Source organism: Cohnella sp. AR92, assembly GCF_003990975.1.
In the GTDB taxonomy this organism is placed as follows: domain Bacteria; phylum Bacillota; class Bacilli; order Paenibacillales; family Paenibacillaceae; genus Cohnella.
Window position 1 is genome coordinate 1 of record NZ_RZJR01000006.1, and the last position, 17,693, is coordinate 17,693.

18 protein-coding genes are annotated in these 17,693 nt (G+C 57.9%); 14 read left to right on the plus strand and 4 right to left on the minus strand.

The features are described from left to right. Together ELR57_RS28600 and lexA are read right to left on the minus strand one after the other, a co-directional pair. Window positions 1–168, minus strand: a 168-nt coding sequence (locus ELR57_RS28600) for a transposase (protein WP_148125550.1), incomplete at its 3' end; no start/stop codon positions are given. Window positions 169–624: 456 nt separating this feature from the next. Further along, the gene (gene lexA / locus ELR57_RS10415; RefSeq protein ID WP_126959008.1) at window positions 625–1,248 is read right to left on the minus strand and encodes a transcriptional repressor LexA; all 624 of its coding nucleotides are present in this window, start codon (window positions 1,246–1,248) and stop codon (window positions 625–627) included. 166 nt (window positions 1,249–1,414) lie between these two features. Between lexA and ELR57_RS10420 the strand changes: the two genes are divergently transcribed. The 4 genes from ELR57_RS10420 to ELR57_RS10435 all read left to right on the plus strand — a co-directional run bounded on the left by ELR57_RS10420 (window position 1,415) and on the right by ELR57_RS10435 (window position 3,656). Then, the gene (locus tag ELR57_RS10420) at window positions 1,415–1,873 is read left to right on the plus strand and encodes a LysM peptidoglycan-binding domain-containing protein (protein ID WP_158629991.1); all 459 of its coding nucleotides are present in this window, start codon (window positions 1,415–1,417) and stop codon (window positions 1,871–1,873) included. Window positions 1,874–2,087: 214 nt separating this feature from the next. Further along, window positions 2,088–2,279, plus strand: coding sequence for a DUF896 domain-containing protein (locus ELR57_RS10425; RefSeq protein WP_126959010.1), 192 nt, complete (start codon window positions 2,088–2,090; stop codon window positions 2,277–2,279). A 36-nt stretch (window positions 2,280–2,315) separates the two neighbouring features. Then, the gene (locus ELR57_RS10430; RefSeq protein ID WP_126959011.1) at window positions 2,316–2,834 is read left to right on the plus strand and encodes a hypothetical protein; all 519 of its coding nucleotides are present in this window, start codon (window positions 2,316–2,318) and stop codon (window positions 2,832–2,834) included. Between the two features lie 30 nt (window positions 2,835–2,864). Beyond that, complete coding sequence (locus ELR57_RS10435) at window positions 2,865–3,656, plus strand: HAD family hydrolase (protein ID WP_126959012.1); 792 nt, start codon at window positions 2,865–2,867, stop codon at window positions 3,654–3,656. A 59-nt stretch (window positions 3,657–3,715) separates the two neighbouring features. On the opposite strand, the gene ELR57_RS10440 is transcribed toward ELR57_RS10435, so the two are convergent. Next, window positions 3,716–4,255: a 1,2-dihydroxy-3-keto-5-methylthiopentene dioxygenase gene (locus tag ELR57_RS10440; protein WP_126959013.1), complete on the minus strand. Its 540-nt coding sequence runs from the start codon at window positions 4,253–4,255 to the stop codon at window positions 3,716–3,718. A gap of 156 nt (window positions 4,256–4,411) precedes the next feature. Between ELR57_RS10440 and metH the strand changes: the two genes are divergently transcribed. Beyond that, complete coding sequence (gene metH, locus ELR57_RS10445) at window positions 4,412–7,864, plus strand: methionine synthase (RefSeq protein WP_126959014.1); 3,453 nt, start codon at window positions 4,412–4,414, stop codon at window positions 7,862–7,864. Window positions 7,865–8,066: 202 nt separating this feature from the next. Here metH and tlp read toward each other — a convergent pair whose 3' ends face one another. Further along, complete coding sequence (gene tlp, locus ELR57_RS10450; protein WP_126959015.1) at window positions 8,067–8,297, minus strand: small acid-soluble spore protein Tlp; 231 nt, start codon at window positions 8,295–8,297, stop codon at window positions 8,067–8,069. A gap of 160 nt (window positions 8,298–8,457) precedes the next feature. Here tlp and ELR57_RS10455 point away from each other — a divergent pair, with 160 nt between their 5' ends. The 9 genes from ELR57_RS10455 to ELR57_RS10495 all read left to right on the plus strand — a co-directional run bounded on the left by ELR57_RS10455 (window position 8,458) and on the right by ELR57_RS10495 (window position 17,686). Further along, on the plus strand, window positions 8,458–9,438 hold the full coding sequence (locus ELR57_RS10455) for a metal-dependent hydrolase (RefSeq protein WP_126959016.1): 981 nt from the start codon (window positions 8,458–8,460) through the stop codon (window positions 9,436–9,438). A 212-nt stretch (window positions 9,439–9,650) separates the two neighbouring features. Beyond that, window positions 9,651–11,897 (plus strand): DEAD/DEAH box helicase, encoded by a 2,247-nt coding sequence (locus ELR57_RS10460; RefSeq protein ID WP_126959378.1) that lies wholly within the window; start codon window positions 9,651–9,653, stop codon window positions 11,895–11,897. A 32-nt stretch (window positions 11,898–11,929) separates the two neighbouring features. Then, a complete protein-coding gene (locus ELR57_RS10465; protein ID WP_126959017.1) occupies window positions 11,930–13,483 on the plus strand; it encodes a ribonuclease H-like domain-containing protein in 1,554 nt (517 codons plus the stop codon). A 108-nt stretch (window positions 13,484–13,591) separates the two neighbouring features. Then, window positions 13,592–14,440 (plus strand): HAD-IIA family hydrolase, encoded by an 849-nt coding sequence (locus tag ELR57_RS10470; RefSeq protein WP_158629992.1) that lies wholly within the window; start codon window positions 13,592–13,594, stop codon window positions 14,438–14,440. Between the two features lie 18 nt (window positions 14,441–14,458). Further along, on the plus strand, window positions 14,459–15,277 hold the full coding sequence (locus tag ELR57_RS10475) for an Fpg/Nei family DNA glycosylase (RefSeq protein WP_126959019.1): 819 nt from the start codon (window positions 14,459–14,461) through the stop codon (window positions 15,275–15,277). A gap of 3 nt (window positions 15,278–15,280) precedes the next feature. Beyond that, a complete protein-coding gene (locus tag ELR57_RS10480; protein ID WP_126959020.1) occupies window positions 15,281–16,117 on the plus strand; it encodes a deoxyribonuclease IV in 837 nt (278 codons plus the stop codon). Window positions 16,118–16,122: 5 nt separating this feature from the next. After that, window positions 16,123–16,473, plus strand: coding sequence for a cyclic-phosphate processing receiver domain-containing protein (locus tag ELR57_RS10485; protein ID WP_126959021.1), 351 nt, complete (start codon window positions 16,123–16,125; stop codon window positions 16,471–16,473). Between the two features lie 2 nt (window positions 16,474–16,475). Beyond that, a complete protein-coding gene (locus ELR57_RS10490) occupies window positions 16,476–16,793 on the plus strand; it encodes a thioredoxin family protein (RefSeq protein WP_126959022.1) in 318 nt (105 codons plus the stop codon). A 116-nt stretch (window positions 16,794–16,909) separates the two neighbouring features. Beyond that, a complete protein-coding gene (locus tag ELR57_RS10495) occupies window positions 16,910–17,686 on the plus strand; it encodes an ABC transporter ATP-binding protein (RefSeq protein ID WP_126959023.1) in 777 nt (258 codons plus the stop codon). Window positions 17,687–17,693: the final 7 nt, after the last annotated feature.

The following is a 17,693-nucleotide window of genomic DNA, read 5'->3' on the forward strand; positions in this document are numbered from 1 at the left end:
CTGCGATTTTTCTCCGGCATTAGCAAACTTTTTTCTCCATGCACGAATGCTGCTTACGGGAATGTCCAGCTCTTTAGAAACTTCAGCTGGTGTTTTACCGTTCTCTTGCATGTGTTTAATCGTTTGACGCTTAAACTCATCATCAAAATGCTGACGGATATCGCCCATGACACACCTCGACCTTTTTAGTGATTTTATTGTAGCAGGTCGCTGTTACAGCGTGTCTACTTTCTAGACTACATCCAATCGAGTGCGCCGATAGTCGAAAAAGTCGACTAACGTCCCGCCGGTAGCTTGATCGAGAGCGCCGATAGTCGAGAAAATCGACTAACGTCCCGCCGGAAGCTCGATCGGGAGCGCCGATAGTCGAGAAAATCGACTAACGTCCCGCTGGAAGCACGATTCGCAAAACACCTGTACGAACAGCCGGGGCACAGCCCGAACTTTCTCATTTTCGCCATATCCGCCTCTTCCGCTTCGCCAATCGCCCTTTTCAACGTTAGATTAATTTTTATTGGCAAACAGCGAGTCGAGAAGTTGCCGTACGACACGGTCTCGGCCTCGCGGGCACGCATCAAAAAAAAGGACCGAACAGATCGAAATCCGTTCGGTCCTTTTGCCATATTATCCGATGCTGCGGATCAAGCCGATGACCTTGCCGAGAATGCTCACCTTGGTGAGGCGCAGCGGTTCCATCGTGCTGTTCTCCGGCTGGAGACGGATGTGGTCGCGTTCCTTGTAGAAGGTCTTGACGGTCGCTTCGTCTTCTTCCGTCATCGCCACTACGATATCGCCGTTGTTGGCGGCTTGCTGCTGCCGGACGATGACGAAGTCGCCGTTGTGGATGCCGGCTTCGATCATGCTGTCTCCCTGAACGGAGAGCATGAACACGTTCTGATCGCCGACCATGCTAGTCGGAAGAGGATAGTACTCCTCGATATTCTCCGTGGCGGTAATCGGCACGCCCGCCGTTACTTTGCCCACGAGAGGAACCCGGCGAACCGAGTAGTTGAACTGCACGAAGTTCTCGTCTTCTTCATCGAGGATCTCGATGGCGCGAGGCTTGGTCGGGTCTCGGCGGATGAGGCCTTTCTTCTCCAGGCGATCCAGGTGACCGTGCACGGTCGAGCTGGAGGCTAGTCCAACGGCTTCTCCGATCTCTCTTACGGAAGGGGGATAGCCCTTCTCGCGAACTTCGCTCTTAATGAATTCCAGAATCGCAGTCTGGCGATTGGACATCTTCGACACGCCGCAGACCTCCCATAGGATAAGTACATGATGACAAATTATAACACAGAACCGGAGTTCGCACAAACATTCGTTCTCGGGGAACAAATGTTCTAAATTATGGTTGATTCAAACGTATGTTCGTGTTATGATCATACCAGAACAAACGTTTGGGGAGTGGGAGCTCATGGTACATGTATGGGAATTAGGTTCTGGAACTCAACCGCAACGCAAGGCGAACATGCCGAAGAGGGTGTCGTCCGATCGTTTACATAGAAGCCATTCGATCACGCCAAGATCCGGGGCAGAATACGTAACGAGATCCGAAGGCGGATCGAGATCGGCGGCGGGATGGAAGCTGGCAAGAACGTTATTCTTCGTAGCGGCGTTCCTGCTGCTGTTTACGGGGTTTTCCTTTATGAGATCGTTCGCGGATGAGTCGACGCCCGCTGTGCCGGCTGCGGAAGAGGCCGTCGTTATCGCGGATAGCGGCGATACGCTGTGGTCGATTGCTGCCGAGGTGAAGAGAAGCGGAATGGACACCCGGCAAGCCGTGCATCGGATCATGGAGCGCAACAGCCTGACGTCCTCCAGCCTCGACGTCGGCACGAGTCTCATCGTTCCGGTCGAGGTCACGAACAGCTGACTTCACGGACGGAGCTTTTCTCGGAACTGACTTCCTTCTTTCTATAGAAGGGAGTCAGTTTTGTTTTCCTTTGAATCCAAATGAAAGGTCGGACGTATAAAGCAATGGCATCTACAAGCATAGGCGAATGCGGTTGGAAGGCTTCTTGACAACGCCCAGAGGTTAATGTCAAAGTAGGAAGAGGATTTGGACCGGAAGGGGTGTGAATACAGCAATGGATAAACTGATAGAGAGAATCAATGAGCTCGCCCATAAACATAAAACCGTAGGGCTCTCCGATCAAGAGCTTGCCGAACGCGCTGACCTTCGGAAGAAATACCTCGATCGGTTCCGCAAGGCATTCCGTCAACAGCTTGACAATATCGAGATCGTCGATGAACCGCCGAGCCAAGGGCTCACGCACTAACTTGACAATTGAATGGATTAGAGGAGGCCCCCATACATGTCGCGTTCCTGGGAGCGTAAGGTAGAGCGCAATTCGAAAAATATCAATGCACGCCGCAAGAAAGACGGCAAGGACCGGATCTCAGCCCCCGCCCAGCAAGTGGATCGGTTCAAAGGACGCAGCTATGTCGTGCCGATCCTGCTTGTCTTGCTGATGGCGTTCTTCATCATCGTTTCCCAACCGTGGTCTTCCGACTTCCAACAGAGCCAAGGATTGTTCTGGGGTACGGTAGGCTGTTACTTCCTTCTGGCGATCTTCTATTATCTGCGCCGTCCGTTCCTGTCGATCTACAAGGATTCGCTGGAGACTCGCCGTTTCTCCGGATACAAGCGTCTGAAGCCTACGGAGATCCGCAAGATTACCGTGCAGCCCGGCTATGTGACCATCGAGACGGTTAAGGGCACGAATTGGGTATTCTCGAAGCTCATGAATCTTTATCCGATTCAAGCGATGGGCGAGCGGCTTCACGCGTTCGCGACCGCAAACCACATCGAGTGGGAAAAGAAAGACAAATAAAGAAACGCGCATAGAGAAGGGGAACACGGAATGACGATCAAGGCGGTACTTTTTGACCTGGACGATACTTTGCTGTGGGACGACCGCAGCGTAAAGGAAGCTTTCCGCGACACTTGCAGGCTGGCTGCGGAAGCGGCCGGCGTGAATGAAGAGGCTCTGGAAGAAGCCGTACGCAAGGAAGCAAGAGCGCTCTATGAGAACTACGAGACCTTCGCCTTCACCCAGATGATCGGAATCAACCCGTTCGAAGGGCTGTGGGGCAACTTCACCAAGGGCGAGCATCCGATGTTCCGGAAGATGGAAGCGATCGTGCCGGAATATCGCCGCAATGCCTGGACTAGAGGTCTGGCGGCCCTTGGCGTGGACGATCCCGAGCTTGGCCATAAGCTGGCCGAATGGTTCCCGGCCCAGAGAAGAAAGCTGCCTTACGTCTACAACGAGACGTTCTCCGTATTGGACGAGCTCAGCGGCTCGTATCGGCTGCTGCTCTTGACGAACGGTTCTCCGGATCTGCAGCAAGAGAAGCTGAACGGGGTTCCGACCTTGATTCCTTACTTCGATGAGATTGTCATCTCCGGCGATTTCGGCGAAGGCAAACCGTCGCCTCGCCTTTTCGCTCACGCGCTCGATCGCCTCGGCATCGCGGCCGAGGAAGCCGTCATGGTTGGCGACAAGCTGACGACGGACATCAAGGGGGCGAACGGCGCCGGCATCATATCTGTCTGGATCAACCGGCATGGCGCGGTTCGGTCGGACGAGATCGTGCCTCGATATGAGATCTCCGATCTGCAGGAACTCATTCCTCTCCTTAAATCGCTATAAGCATCGAGAAAACCCCGGTTCAGGAACGACGTTCCTGCCGGGGTTTTCTCGATGTCCTTTTACTTGGCGAACGAAGGATCGGCGAACGGATGAGCGATCCAGCCTTCGGTCTCGATGAACAAGCGTACGGCTACGACCTTGCGGAGATCCGTCAGCGTGAAGAAGTGCGGGTTGCCTTCCGGAACGGAGATGACATCGCCAGGGGAGAGAATGACGTCGAAATAGCCGACATCGTCATTGCCCTTGATGATGAAGATGCCTTCGCCGGCGGCGATCGCGCGGACTTCGTCTTCCGTGTGCGTATGGATATTCTCGAACTTCTTCAGCAGCTCTTCGATATTCGGAGTGGCGTCGGAGAGAGCGATGACGTCCCACGTCTTGTATCCGCGACGTCCGGCGAGATCCGTGATCTCGGCGTTGTAGATGTCGAGGAGCTCTTGCTTCTCCGCGTCGGTAGGAGTGAAGTTGTTCGCCAGATGTGCAGGAAGCTTGCTCGTATCCCAATGTTCGTACAGAACTTCGAATTGTTCGAGGAACGAACGGACGTTCTCTTCTCCGGAAATCAGCTCACCGGTGTTGCGCACGCGAATTTGAGCCATGGATTATTCCTTCTTTCCCAATATGGATTAATGAGATTATTATAGCCCAATTAACGCCTGATGTCGACGGTCCTTCAGGTATACCTTTTCGGAAATGATCGATTCTGGTAGTATAAAGGTTAACGATTTCGCAGACGAAGGATGAGGGCTTCTAAAATGACTTTAACGCAAACGAAACCGTCTTTGCAAGGGGAGCTCGAGAAGCGCATTCTGTTCCTGGATGGCGCGATGGGCACGATGATTCAACAAGCCAATCTGACAGCAGAGGATTTCGGCGGGGAAGAGCTCGAAGGCTGCAACGAGATGCTGGTGCTTACTCGCCCGGACGTGATACAAGGCATTCATTCCGCTTATTTGGAAGCGGGTTCCGATATCATAGAGACCAATACCTTCGGCGCGACGGCGGTCGTTCTGGCGGAATACGACATTCCCGAGAAAGCCCGCGAGATCAATCTGGCGGCAGCCAAGCTGGCGAGAGAAGCCTGCGACAAGTACTCGACGCCGGATAAACCTCGTTACGTGGCCGGAGCGATCGGGCCGACGACCAAGACGCTGTCGGTAACGGGCGGCATCACCTTCGAGCAGCTGATCCTGGATTACGAGGAGCAAGCTCTTGCCCTGATCGAAGGCGGCGTCGACGCGATTCTGGTCGAGACTTGCCAGGATACGCTGAACGTCAAGGCGGCGGGAATCGGCGTTCGCCGGGCGTTCGACACCCTTGGCGTCGAGCTTCCGGTCATGATCAGCGGCACCATCGAACCGATGGGAACGACGCTGGCCGGCCAGAACATCGAGTCCTTCTACATCTCGCTCGAGCATCTGAAGCCGATCTCGGTGGGGCTGAATTGCGCGACGGGCCCCGAATTCATGCGGGACCATATTCGTACCTTGTCCGGCATCGCGAACGTTGCGGTCAGCTGTTATCCGAATGCCGGCCTTCCGGACGAGAATGGGCATTACCATGAATCGCCGGAGTCGCTAGCCAAGAAGCTGAAGGCGTTCGCGGAGCAGGGCTGGATCAACATCGCCGGCGGCTGCTGCGGGACGACTCCGGCGCATATCAAGGCGATGGCCGATGCCATGAAGGAAGTTGCCCCTCGCAAGAGAGAAGGCGAACACCCGCCGGCCGTTACCGGCATCGATACCGTCTACATCGAGAACGACGGCCGTCCTTATATGGTCGGCGAGAGGACGAACGTTCTCGGTTCCCGCAAGTTCAAGCGGTTGATTGCCGAAGGCAAATACGAGGAAGCGTCGGAGATTGCGCGTGCTCAAGTGAAGACGGGCGCGCATGTCATCGACGTCTGCGTACAGGACCCCGACCGGGACGAGACGGAAGACATGAAGCAGTTCCTGGAATTCGTCACGAAGAAGGTAAAAGCGCCTCTGATGATCGACACGACCGATCCCGCGGTTATCGAATTGGCCCTTAAGTATATCCAAGGCAAGTCGATCATCAACTCCATTAACTTGGAGGATGGCGAAGAGAAGTTCGAGAAGGTTGTTCCGATCCTTCATCGCTACGGCGGCGCGGTCGTCGTCGGTACGATCGACGAGCGCGGGCAAGCCATCACCCGCGAGGATAAGCTGGAGGTTGCCATCCGCTCGCACGATCTCCTCGTCAATAAGTACGGCCTTAAGTCGGAAGACCTTATTTTCGACGCGCTTGTGTTCCCGGTCGGTACAGGAGACGAGCAATACATCGGTTCCGCGAAGGAAACGATCGAAGGCATCCGCCTCATCAAGCAGGCGCTGCCGAAGTGCCAGCAGATTCTGGGCGTCAGCAACATCTCCTTCGGCTTGCCTCCAGCCGGCCGCGAGGTGCTGAACTCCGTCTTCCTGTATGAGTGTACGAAGGCCGGGCTCGATTATGCCATCGTGAACACGGAGAAGCTGGAACGCTACGCTTCCATTCCCGAACACGAGAAGAAGCTGGCGGAGGAGCTGCTCTACAACACGAATGACGAGACGCTGGCCGCCTTCGTCGCCGCTTTCCGCGACAAGAAGGTGGAGAAGAAGGTCAAGGCGGAGAACCTGACCCTCGAGCAGCGCTTGGCGAATTACGTGGTGGAAGGAAGCAAGGACGGCCTCATTCCGGATTTGGACGAGGCGCTGACCAAGTATGCTCCGCTCGACATTATCAACGGCCCGCTCATGGACGGCATGAGCGAAGTCGGACGCTTGTTCAACAACAACGAGCTTATCGTCGCGGAAGTCCTTCAGAGCGCGGAAGTGATGAAGGCGTCCGTCGCCCATCTGGAGCCGCACATGGAGAAAGCCGATTCCGCCGTCAAAGGCAAGATCATGCTCGCCACGGTCAAGGGCGACGTGCATGACATCGGGAAGAACCTGGTCGAGATCATTCTCTCGAACAACGGCTACAAGATCGTCAACCTCGGGATCAAGGTCCCGCCGGATCAATTGATCGAGGCATACCGCGAAGAGAAGCCGGATGCGATCGGGCTCTCGGGACTGCTCGTGAAGTCGGCGCAGCAGATGGTGCTCACCGCGCAGGACTTGAAGAGCGCGGGCATCGACGCGCCGATTCTCGTCGGCGGTGCCGCCCTTACGCGCAAATTCACGAAGACGCGGATCGCTCCGGAATACGACGGCGTCGTACTGTACGCGAAGGACGCGATGGATGGTCTCGATATCGCGAACAAGCTGAGCAATCCGGAACAGCGGGCGATTATCGAGCAGGAGCATAAGGCCGCGCTGGCTACGCTGACCTTGGAAGGGGAGCAGAAGAAGGAGCTCCCGACATTGACGAGAGCCCGCCGCTCCAACATCTCGCAGGATGCGCCGGTATTCCTTCCGCCGGATTACGACCGGCATGTGCTTCGCGACTATCCGCTGGCGCACGTCATGCCGTACGTGAACATGCAGATGCTGCTCGGACACCATCTCGGCGTCAAGGGCAAGGTCGAAGAACTGCTTGCCGCAGGGGACGAGAAGACCGTTCATCTCAAGGAGACGGTAGAAGCTATCATGACGGAAGCGCAGCATACGGGCTGGCTGAAGCCCCAAGCGATGTACCGCTTCTTCCCGGCGCAATCGGACGGCAACGATATCTTGATCTACGACCCGCAGGACACGGGCAAAGTGCTTAAGCGCTTCTCGTTCCCGCGCCAGTCGGTTGAACCGTTCCTCTGTCTGGCGGACTTCCTGAAGTCCGTGGAGAGCGGCATCATGGATACGGTCGGCTTCCTTGTCGTAACGGCCGGTCAAGGCGCAAGAGAGCAAGCCGACAAGTGGAAGGAGAGCGGGGACTATCTGCGCTCCCACGCGCTTCTCTCGACCGCGCTCGAGGTTGCGGAAGGCATGTCGGAACGGGTTCATCAGATCATGCGCGACAACTGGGGCTTCCCGGATCCGGCGGAGATGACGATGAAGCAGCGCTTCGGCGCCCGCTACCAGGGCATTCGCGTATCGTTCGGCTATCCCGCATGTCCGGACCTGGAGGACCAAGGGCCTCTGTTCGAACTGATGAAGCCGGAGGATATCGGGGTTCAGTTGACGGAAGGCTTCATGATGGAGCCGGAAGCCTCCGTATCCGCAATGGTGTTCGCCCATCCGGAAGCGCAATATTTTAACGTGGATAAAAGTTAATCTCATAAACCGTTCCGAAAATCGATGGATGGAACGAGCGAATCGAGCATAGAAGTAAGTCGTGCCGGTATCGCGCGCCAGCCTGTCATTTCCGGATCGCTTCGCCTTCCGCTTCATCGGAGGGCGAGGGCGGGAAAAGGAGAAAGCGGGCCAGCTAGGCCCGCTTTCTCTTCCTGTCTATAACCTTGCGAACGATCCGAGATCAGGATTCGTCTTGGGCAAATTCCGTCTCGTCGGCAATCTCTTCTTCAAATCCTTGAACCGCTTGGCGCCGGCGGGCGTTTTTCCTCTCCAGCTGAGAAGTTTCTTCCCCGGAGATCTCGTCTGCGTGCTCGTCCAGGTAGTCTTCCGTTTCTTGAATGTTGCCTACCGTATTCGATTTGGCATTCTGGATTCTCTGCGCGTTGTTCGAACGGTCGTCCGGTTTGCTCATTCGTAACCCTCCTGATTATCGTTGTCGTTTCCATGGAGAACGCTTCTGCCGCGTTCCGCCTCATAGGGTGGCAGTTCCAGTCGGTTTCTATCCCTCGCGTAAAGCTCTTTTCTCCGATCGTTTGACTTGCCGTATGGTATAGAAAGGGGAGGATCCGTGTTTGGATACGGGATCGCACTTGCTGTTTGGCTTGTCGCTCGCGGGGTTGGCCCACCTAAGCCCCGCCGTTCAAGGGGACCCGGCGTTGTCCGGGGCAATCGTCTGCGCGACGATGATCGGCTCGCACGCGCCGGACTTCGATATGGTCTACCGGCTTCGCGGCATGGATGAATACCTCAAGCATCACCGAGGCTGGAGCCATTCGCTTCCCGCGCTCGCCATATGGCCGATGGCGGTGGGGCTCTTGACGGCTTGGGGCTGGGGGCAATGGACTCATCTGGCGCCGATCCTGCTATGGTCGTTTATCTCGGTCGTCATCCACGTCCTGCTCGATTGGACGAACGCCTACGGGGTCCGATGCCTGCTCCCGTTCCGAGGCGAGTGGATGCACCTCGATTCGCTGTGCTTGACGGATCCTTTCCTGCTAGTCGTTCATCTTGGCGCGACGTCCGTTTGGTTAACGGGCATTCTCTGGAACTCCGATCCCGGAATCCTCTTCGCGCTTGCCTGGGGCACGACCGCGTTGTATGCGATATGGCGAGTGATTCATCATGACCGGATCGTCTTTAGGGTGAAGCGCCGATTCCCGGAATGGCAAGCCGTTCATGTCCTTCCGGACCTGAGGTGGTTCCGCTGGCATTATATCGTTCAGACCGGAACCGATTTTCACATGGGCGTCATCAAGGGCCGCCGAATCGAACCGTCGGAAGATTTGCCCGCCGGGATCGATCATTCCCACGATTGCGTCAAAGCTTCCATGGCGGTTAAGGTCGTGCAAGCGCTGCTCAGCTTCGCCAAACGAGCGTACGTGAAGTGGCAGCGGCAGCCCGAAGGGGGCTATCTGGTGACTTGGACGGATCTCCGCTTCTGGAGGGAGCGGGATTGGCCGTTACGCGCGGAGGTTCGCATGGATGAGCAGCTGAACGTCATCGAACAGAAGCTGGGCTGGCATAAGAAAGCGTGGGAACCGCCTTACGTATGATCGAACGGAACGAGCCGCGAATTCTCCTCCGGCGGGGGGAGAGACGCGGCTTTACCTTTTCCCGGGAAAGCGCAGGGATCGACAGTTCTGTCGAGCGGATCGGAAAAAGCTCGGCGGCAGACGAAATCCATCCGCTCGGCGCTTCTCGGGCTAGTCAATCGAACAGATATTCGCTAAACTGAGAGATATGTTAAGAGGAGACATGGCCCATGATCACGAAGAAAACGTTGCCTGAGATGATCGCGGAGCTCAGGACCAATGAGAATATAGCCTATTGGCACGAGATGGAACCGCAGGAGGCGCGAACTCGGCCTTTTCCCGAAGACGTCGATCCGCGAATCCGTTCCGCGCTCCAGAGACGCGGCATCGCGGAGCTTTACACCCACCAGGAGTCCGCTTACCGAATGGCCGCGCGCGGCGAGAATATCGTCGCGGTAACGCCGACCGCCTCCGGCAAGACGCTTTGCTACAATCTGCCCGTCCTGCAGGCGATCGCCAAGGACGACACGAGCAGGGCGCTTTACTTGTTCCCGACCAAGGCGCTGGCGCAGGACCAGATGAGCGAGCTGAACGAGATCATTCAGGAGATGGGGATCGACATCAAGAGCTATACCTACGACGGCGACACGTCGCCGGCGATCCGCCAGCTCGTCCGCAAAGCCGGGCATATCGTCATCACCAATCCCGACATGCTGCATTCCGCCATCCTGCCTCATCATACGAAGTGGGTCAGCCTATTCGAGAATTTGAAGTATATCGTCATCGACGAGCTGCATACCTATCGCGGCGTATTCGGCAGCCATGTCGCCAACGTCATTCGCCGGCTCAAGCGGATTTGCCGCTTCTACGGCAGCAACCCCGTCTTTATCTGCACGTCCGCGACGATCGCGAATCCGAAGGAGCTGGCGGAACAGCTGACCGGCAGCCCGATGCGTCTCGTCGACGATAACGGCGCGCCGCGCGGGCGGAAGCACTTCGTCTTCTATAACCCGCCGATCGTCAACGTTCCGTTGAACATCCGCAAGAGCTCGACGGTCGAAGTCAACCAGTTGGCCAAGCAGTTCCTCAAGAACAAGATCCAGACGATCGTTTTTGCCCGAAGCCGGGTTCGGGTCGAGATTATTCTCAGCCATATTCAAGAGCTGGTGAAGAACGAGCTTGGTCCGAAGTCCATTCGCGGCTATCGCGGAGGCTATCTGCCCAAGCAGCGCAGAGAGATCGAGAAGGGGCTGAGGGACGGCGATATTCTTGGCGTCGTCAGCACGAACGCGCTGGAGCTCGGCGTAGACATCGGCCAATTGCAGGTGTGCGTGATGACCGGATATCCGGGAAGCATCGCCAGCACGTGGCAGCAAGCGGGCCGGGCCGGCCGGAGGCATGGAGAAGCTCTGATCGTCATGGTGGCGAGCTCCACGCCGATCGATCAATATATCGTCCAGAACCCCGATTATTTCTTCGAACGGTCGCCGGAGCAGGCGCGAATCAACCCGGAGAACCTGATCATTCTGGTCGACCACTTAAGATGCGCCTCCTACGAACTTCCTTTCAAGGTTGATGAAGAGTTCGGTCCGCTCGACGTGACGGACATTCTGGAATACCTGCAGGAAGAGAGAGTGCTGCATCGCAACGGAGATACGTTCTATTGGGCCGCCCAGTCGTTCCCGGCCAGCGAGATCAGTCTCCGTTCGGCTTCGCAGGAGAACGTCGTCATCGTCGACCAATCGAACGTCGCCGCCGTCAAGATCATCGGGGAGATGGACCGGTTCAGCGCGATGACGCTCTTGCACGACGAAGCGATCTACTTGCATCAGGGCGTGCAGTACCAGGTCGAGAAGCTGGATTGGGAGAACAAGAAAGCGTACGTGCGCGAGGTCGACGTCGAATATTACACCGACGCGAACCTGGCGGTGAACCTGAAGGTGCTCGAGATCGACCGGACCCGGGATCGCGGCCATGCGGCCGTTCACTTCGGCGAGGTCTCGGTCAACATGATTCCGACGATCTTCAAGAAGATCAAGATGACCACGTTCGAGAACATCGGCTCGGGGCCGATTCATCTGCCGGAAGAGGAGCTGCATACGAGCGCCGCCTGGCTGGAGCTGAAGGAGGTCGATCCGGAACTCGGAACGAAGGCGTTGGAACAACTCCTTCTCGGGATCGCGAACGTCCTGCAGCACATCGTTCCCGTCATGGTCATGTGCGACCGCAGCGACGTGCATGTGACCCCGCAGATCAAAGCGGCCCATACCGGACTGCCGACCGTCTTTATACACGACCATTATCCGGGCGGAATCGGCTTGGCGGAGGACGTGTACAAGCGGTTCGACGAAGTGAAGGAAGCGGCGGCGAACCTGATTCGCCGATGCCCTTGCAAGGACGGTTGTCCGTCTTGCATCGGCAACGAATTCGAGAGCTTGGATGCGAAGAGCAAAAGCATCCAGCTCCTGTCGTCCATGTGAAAGAAGCGGGATAACGGAGGGAGGAGAAGCGAGTGAGCAGCATTCGGGATAAGCTGAACCGGCTGAAGGGGACGAGCGGAAGGACGGAAACTTCGGCGCCTCCAAGCAATGGGGAGGCGGGAGGGAGCGGGCAGCCTTCGGCGGGCCAGGCTAAGGATCCGGCAGCGGAAGAACGGGAGGCTCAGGAATCGACCCGTCCAAGCTCGGGGCTGCCAGCGCCATCGGCTCCATCCGAACCGCCCGCTGCAATCGGTCGATCCACTCGATCCATTCGGGTGGACAATTCCCTGCATCCCGCATTCTTGAAGCTGGGGATATCCGAACAACGGAATGCATACGGGGAATTCCTCCTGCGCCGGATCGAATACCCGCTGGACCATCGGCACGGCCATTATGCGCTAGGGGAGCTGCTTCACTACGCGCCTTACTTGGAGCCGATAGCGAGAAGGCAGAATAAGGCGAGGCTCGGAGCCGGCGCCGCGGAGAAGGCCGCAGCGCTGAGCAAGAAGAAGCCGAGCGCCAAGGATTTGTACAGGCTGCCTCGACCGGAGACGGCCGAAGAAAGCGAGAATCCTAGCGCAACGGGAGCCCGCAGGCTGCTGTTCCTGGATACGGAAACCACGGGTCTTGGCGTCGGCGCCGGCAACGTGCCGTTCATGATCGGGTTCGCCTGCTACGAGGAAGAGCGAGGCTCCCTCTTCGTCGAACAGACCCTGATCCGGCACCCCGGCGAAGAGAAAGCCATGCTTCATTATCTGCTCGGCCGAATGGGCGGGAGAACCCACCTCGTTACGTTTAACGGGCGTACGTTCGACTGGCCCGTCCTGGTCAACCGGTTCATCCTGAACGGCTGGAGGCCGAGCGGGGCCGAGCCGTTCCATCTCGACTTCCTTCATCCGTCGCGGGCGCTGTGGCGGAATACGCTGGAGTCCTGCCGGCTCAGCCGAATCGAAGGCGATCGCCTCGGCATCCGGAGGCATGAGGACGTGCCGGGATCGCTGGCTCCGGAGCTGTATATGCGTTACCTGAACGACGGAGACGCTTCGCATCTGGAAGGCGTCTACCTTCACAACGAGCTTGACGTGCTGACGCTCGTGACGCTGTCGACGCACTTCGGGGCTCTGCTGGCTTCCGATCCCGAAGATGAGACGGCTCTTCCCGAAGCGGCGGAGGAGCTTTATCGCACGGCGGCATGGCTTGAGCTTCATGGGGAGCAAGGGAAGGCCGAGCGGCTGTTCGCCGAGCTGATCGGCCGATCCGACGCTTCGGCGGAGCGATGGCTGCTGCCGGCGGCCGACCGGTTCAAGAAGCAAGGCCGATACGAGCAGGCGGTCGAGCTCTGGGTGCGGGCGGCTCGCAAAGCCGAAACGGCCGCGTTCCCCGCCGTCGCCGCTCACGTCGAGCTGGCGATGCATTACGAGCACCGATGCCGCGATTATCGGCTTGCTCTCGAATACGCCGAGCGGGCGCTGGAGCTTATCCAGCGGCTTCCCGGCTCCGGCAGAGAGAGCCCGAAGCGCCGGGAAGAGCGGGAAGCGCTCTTGCATCGTCTGGAGCGGCTGCGGCGCAAGTCGCGAACGTTATAGGAATTAATGCCCTTAAATGCTTGCCTTCCCCTTGGGATTTCGGTATTGTGGGAGACAGCGGCGCAACAAATGGCCTTAAATCGGCAACGCAGAAGGCGAGTGGAGCACATGTCCAAACAAACGATTCCCCATCCGCCTCGGATGACGAAGCCAAGAGCATTGATGTTCGATCTGGACGGAACGCTATATCGGGGAGACGATCCGATTCCGGGAGCCGATAGGCTGATCTCCGAACTGGAGGCGCTTGGCGTCCCCTGCTGGTATCTGACGAACAATTCCACGCGTACTCCGGCACAAGTGGCGGAGCATCTGCATAGAATGGGCATTCACGCGGAGGAAGCGAGAGTCGTTACCTCGGCGGCGGCGGCGGCCCATTACGCGAAGGAGCGCTTCGCGGGACGTTCGGTCTACGTGATCGGCGAACATGGCCTTCGCCACGCATTGACGGAATCGGGTTTTCGTCTGGCGGCAGAAGGAGAGGCGGATGTCGGTCTTGTCGTGCAAGGAATCGACCGTTCTTTAACCTTCGATAAGCTGACGGCAGCCGTACGATATCTTCTTGGCGGAGCCAAGTATATCCTGACGAATCCCGATCTTCAGCTACCGGTGGCGGACGGAATTCTGCCCGGAGCGGGAAGCATCTCCGCGATGCTGCAAGCGGCTACCTCGAAGAAGCCGATCCTCATCGGCAAGCCTTCGACGATTCTGACGCACTATGCGTTGGAGAAGGCGGGCGTCGCCGCGGAGGAAGCGTGGGTTATCGGAGACAATCCCCTGACGGACATCGCGGCGGGCGAAGCGGCGGGCTGCAAGTCGCTGCTGGTGCTCACCGGCGTGTGCACGGAGGACGATTGGCGGGAGCGATGCGAGGCGGCCGGCGCGATGCCTGCAGCCGTTCTGCCCGGACCCCATGAATTATTGGACTATATTCGTTCCATCATACAGACACCGAATTGACGAAGGGATGACAACGACATGTCGGATTGGCCAGAGATCGAAACTTACCGGCGATTGCTCTCGCCGCTCGTCTGCGGCTTGACGATCGTGGATACAACCGTCCATCGGATCAAGTCGATCAACGAAACGGCGGAAGAGTTCCATGACGGGCTCGCCGGACATAAGATCCTCTTCGTGGAACGCAGGGGCAAGCACCTCATCTTCCATCTGGATGACGGCAACCGCCTGCTCGTCCAGCTGATGGCAGGCGATTGGATCTATTACGGAGCCGAGGGAGAGACGAAGGATGACGATTACGCCATCATTCTCACGCTTGAAGACGGCAACCGGATCTTCTTTGGCGGCTTGCGCTACGGTTACGTGCATCGCCTTACCGCGAAGAAGCTGATCGAGCTGATTCGCCCGCTCGGACCGGATCCGTTCGATCCGCGGCTGACCGCGGACAGCTTCGCGAAGCTGCTGGGCGGCAAGCGCGGCAAGCTGAAGACGGCGCTTACCGATCCGAAGTTCCTCTCCGGCATCGGCAGCGGCTATGCGGATGAGATCCTGTTCGAAGCGGAACTGCATCCGGGCCTCCTTAATGCCAGTCTGAGCGAAGAGCAGAAGCGCAAGCTTTACGATTCGATGCGCAAGGTGCTGGAAGAAGCTGCCGAGAACGGCGGCACGGCGGAGCATCCTTTCTCGGCCGACAGCCCGGTCGTAGGCGGCTTCCGCGGCCGGTTCAAAGTATTCGAACGGGAAGGAGCCGACTGCCCTCGTTGCGGCGGCACGATCGCTCTGGAGACGGTAAGCTCGCGGAAGCAATATTACTGTCCGAATTGCCAGAAGGAAGCCTGATCGATGAGGATCGGATGCCATTTGAGCACGAGAAGAGGGTACAAGGAGACGGCTAGGACCGCGGTTAAGCTTGGTGGGAACGCGTTTCAATATTTTCCCAAGAATCCCCGAAGCCTTCAGCTCAAATCGTTCGATCGCGCGGAAGCGCAGCGCTGCGCCGTTTGGTGCCGCGAGAACGGAGTCGTATCGGTAGCGCACGGGCCCTATCCGGTGAATCCGGCCGCCGAAGGCGAGACGGCGGAGCAGATGGCGGCCTGCACGCTGAACGACCTCGATATCGCGGAAGCCTGCGGTTCTTTGGGCGTTGTCGTCCATTACGGCGTTTCTCGCGCTTCCGACCCGTTACAGGGCTACCGAAATGTTATACAATATATGAATAGCGTGCTATCCCGTTGGCAAGGCAAAGCCCTGATCCTGCTGGAGAATCAAGCGGGGGACCACGGGCCGATGGGGACGACTCTGGAAGAGCTCGTTACGGTGCGATCGTTATGCGACAGGCCCGAGGGGATCGCCTTCTGCCTCGATACGTGCCATTGGTTCGCGAGCGGGCAATGGGATGGAACGAATTGGGAACGCTTGCGCGATCGAGGGCATGAGCTGGGCTTCTGGAATTCGCTGGCGGCCGTTCACCTGAACGATTCGCGCTATCCTTCCGGAAGCCGCCGCGACCGCCATGCCCGGGTCGGAGAAGGACACATCGGCGAAGCGCGATTCCGCGAGCTTCTGGCTTCGGATGAGCTGAACGGAATTCCCCTGCTCCTGGAGACGCCCGCAGGGCCGGACGGCACGCACGCGGCCGAGATGGAGCGGGTCAAGCAGTTAAGCCATTCGGAGGTGTAGAGCGAATGATCAACGTATTTCTGGATGATATGCGCCGTTGTCCGGCCGGATTCGTGCTCGCCAGGAACGCGGAGGAATGCTTGCTTCTCATGAGCACGGAAGACGTGAACATCCTGTCGCTCGACTTCGAGCTCGGGATCGGCGAACCGAACGGGCTGTTTGTCGTTCATGGAATCATCGCGGGTGCGTTCTATCCTCGCGAAGTGTTCGTCCATTCTTCCAGCATGATGGGCAGGGCCCAGATGACCAAAGCGCTGCGGGAAGCGAATCCGTCCGGGGTGCTGATTCATGACGGTCCGATGTCGATCGATCGTCTGAACGAAGTGGCGGCCGCCGCCCAAGCCGAAGGAGTCTAGCCATGAGAGAATGGGAAGACGGCAGCTGGAAGCGGGAGCTTGCGGAGCTTCCGGAGGGGAGCTTGCTCTACGTCCATACCCCTCTTTGCGGCACCTGCGCTCTCGCCCGCCGAATGCTCGGAGTCATCGAAGCGATGATGCCCGAGCTTGACATTCAAGCTGCCAATCTGAACGTAATGCCGGGACTGGCGGAGCAGCTCAAGATCGAAAGCGTTCCCTGTTTGTCCATCCTGGACAAGTCCGGCGAGTGGAGGAACGTCTACCGGTTCGGCTCCGTCGTCGAGCTGTCGGACACGATACGCAAGTCTCAAGAAGGATAGCAGGTCGGAACGGGCAGGAAGCAAGCAAGGATAGGATAGCAGAGCTTCGCCCCTTCGCTTGATGACGGGACGAGAAATCCCGACCGACCGGAGGCCGACAGAGGGGAGAGAAGCGCATGAGCGTCATTCATCTGAATCACTTGACATTAAAGCGCGGTGCCAGAGAGATTCTCCGCGGCGTCGATCTGAACGTGCAGGAAGGCGAGCATTGGGTTCTGCTGGGCCGGAACGGCTGCGGCAAGACGACGATGCTGGAGATGATTAACGGGTATCTGTTCCCGACGACGGGGACGGTCGATGTGCTGGGGTATCGCTACGGCACCGTCGATCTGCGCGAAGTCCGCAAGGAGATCGGTTACATAGGGGCTTCCCTGATCGAGAAATTCACGCTGAGGGATCCCGTCTGGGAGATCGTGGTCGGCGGCTTGAACGCTTATCTGAGGATCTACGAGGAAGTGCCGCAGGAGGCGCGCGACAAGGCGTTCCATGAGCTGGAGAGAATCGGCTTCGCCCACATGGCTCATCAGCCGTTCGGCACGCTGTCCCAAGGGGAACGGAAGAAGGTGCTGCTCGCCCGGACGATGATGGCCGATCCGAAGCTGCTCATTCTCGATGAGCCGTGCGCGGGGCTGGATCTGTTCGAACGGGAGAAGTTCTTGGCGGCGCTTGAGGATTTGACCTCGAGGAAAATGTCCATGCTGTACGTAACGCACCATATCGAGGAGATCGTTCCTTTGTTTACGCATGTGGCGCTTATGGCGGATGGACAGATCGTCGCCGCCGGCGCGAAGAAGGAAGTATTGACGCCGGAGCGGCTGCGCTCGGCGTACGATGTGAACATCCAGGTCCAATGGCATCAGGAGCGGCCTTGGATCCGGGTCGAGAAGGGATAATAGAAGA

What these genes read in the sequence shown, in the direction of transcription:
- ELR57_RS10475 (WP_126959019.1), top strand. Translation starts at nt 14,459, where the DNA reads ATGTCGGATTGGCCAGAGATCGAAACTTACCGGCGATTGCTCTCGCCG.
- ELR57_RS10495 (WP_126959023.1), top strand. Translation starts at nt 16,910, where the DNA reads ATGAGCGTCATTCATCTGAATCACTTGACATTAAAGCGCGGTGCCAGA.
- ELR57_RS10425 (WP_126959010.1), top strand. Translation starts at nt 2,088, where the DNA reads ATGGATAAACTGATAGAGAGAATCAATGAGCTCGCCCATAAACATAAA.
- ELR57_RS10440 (WP_126959013.1), bottom strand. Translation starts at nt 4,255, where the DNA reads ATGGCTCAAATTCGCGTGCGCAACACCGGTGAGCTGATTTCCGGAGAA.
- ELR57_RS10490 (WP_126959022.1), top strand. Translation starts at nt 16,476, where the DNA reads ATGAGAGAATGGGAAGACGGCAGCTGGAAGCGGGAGCTTGCGGAGCTT.
- tlp (WP_126959015.1), bottom strand. Translation starts at nt 8,297, where the DNA reads ATGAGCAAACCGGACGACCGTTCGAACAACGCGCAGAGAATCCAGAAT.
- ELR57_RS10470 (WP_158629992.1), top strand. Translation starts at nt 13,592, where the DNA reads ATGTCCAAACAAACGATTCCCCATCCGCCTCGGATGACGAAGCCAAGA.
- ELR57_RS10430 (WP_126959011.1), top strand. Translation starts at nt 2,316, where the DNA reads ATGTCGCGTTCCTGGGAGCGTAAGGTAGAGCGCAATTCGAAAAATATC.
- metH (WP_126959014.1), top strand. Translation starts at nt 4,412, where the DNA reads ATGACTTTAACGCAAACGAAACCGTCTTTGCAAGGGGAGCTCGAGAAG.
- ELR57_RS10480 (WP_126959020.1), top strand. Translation starts at nt 15,281, where the DNA reads ATGAGGATCGGATGCCATTTGAGCACGAGAAGAGGGTACAAGGAGACG.
- ELR57_RS10420 (WP_158629991.1), top strand. Translation starts at nt 1,415, where the DNA reads ATGGTACATGTATGGGAATTAGGTTCTGGAACTCAACCGCAACGCAAG.
- ELR57_RS10485 (WP_126959021.1), top strand. Translation starts at nt 16,123, where the DNA reads ATGATCAACGTATTTCTGGATGATATGCGCCGTTGTCCGGCCGGATTC.
- ELR57_RS10435 (WP_126959012.1), top strand. Translation starts at nt 2,865, where the DNA reads ATGACGATCAAGGCGGTACTTTTTGACCTGGACGATACTTTGCTGTGG.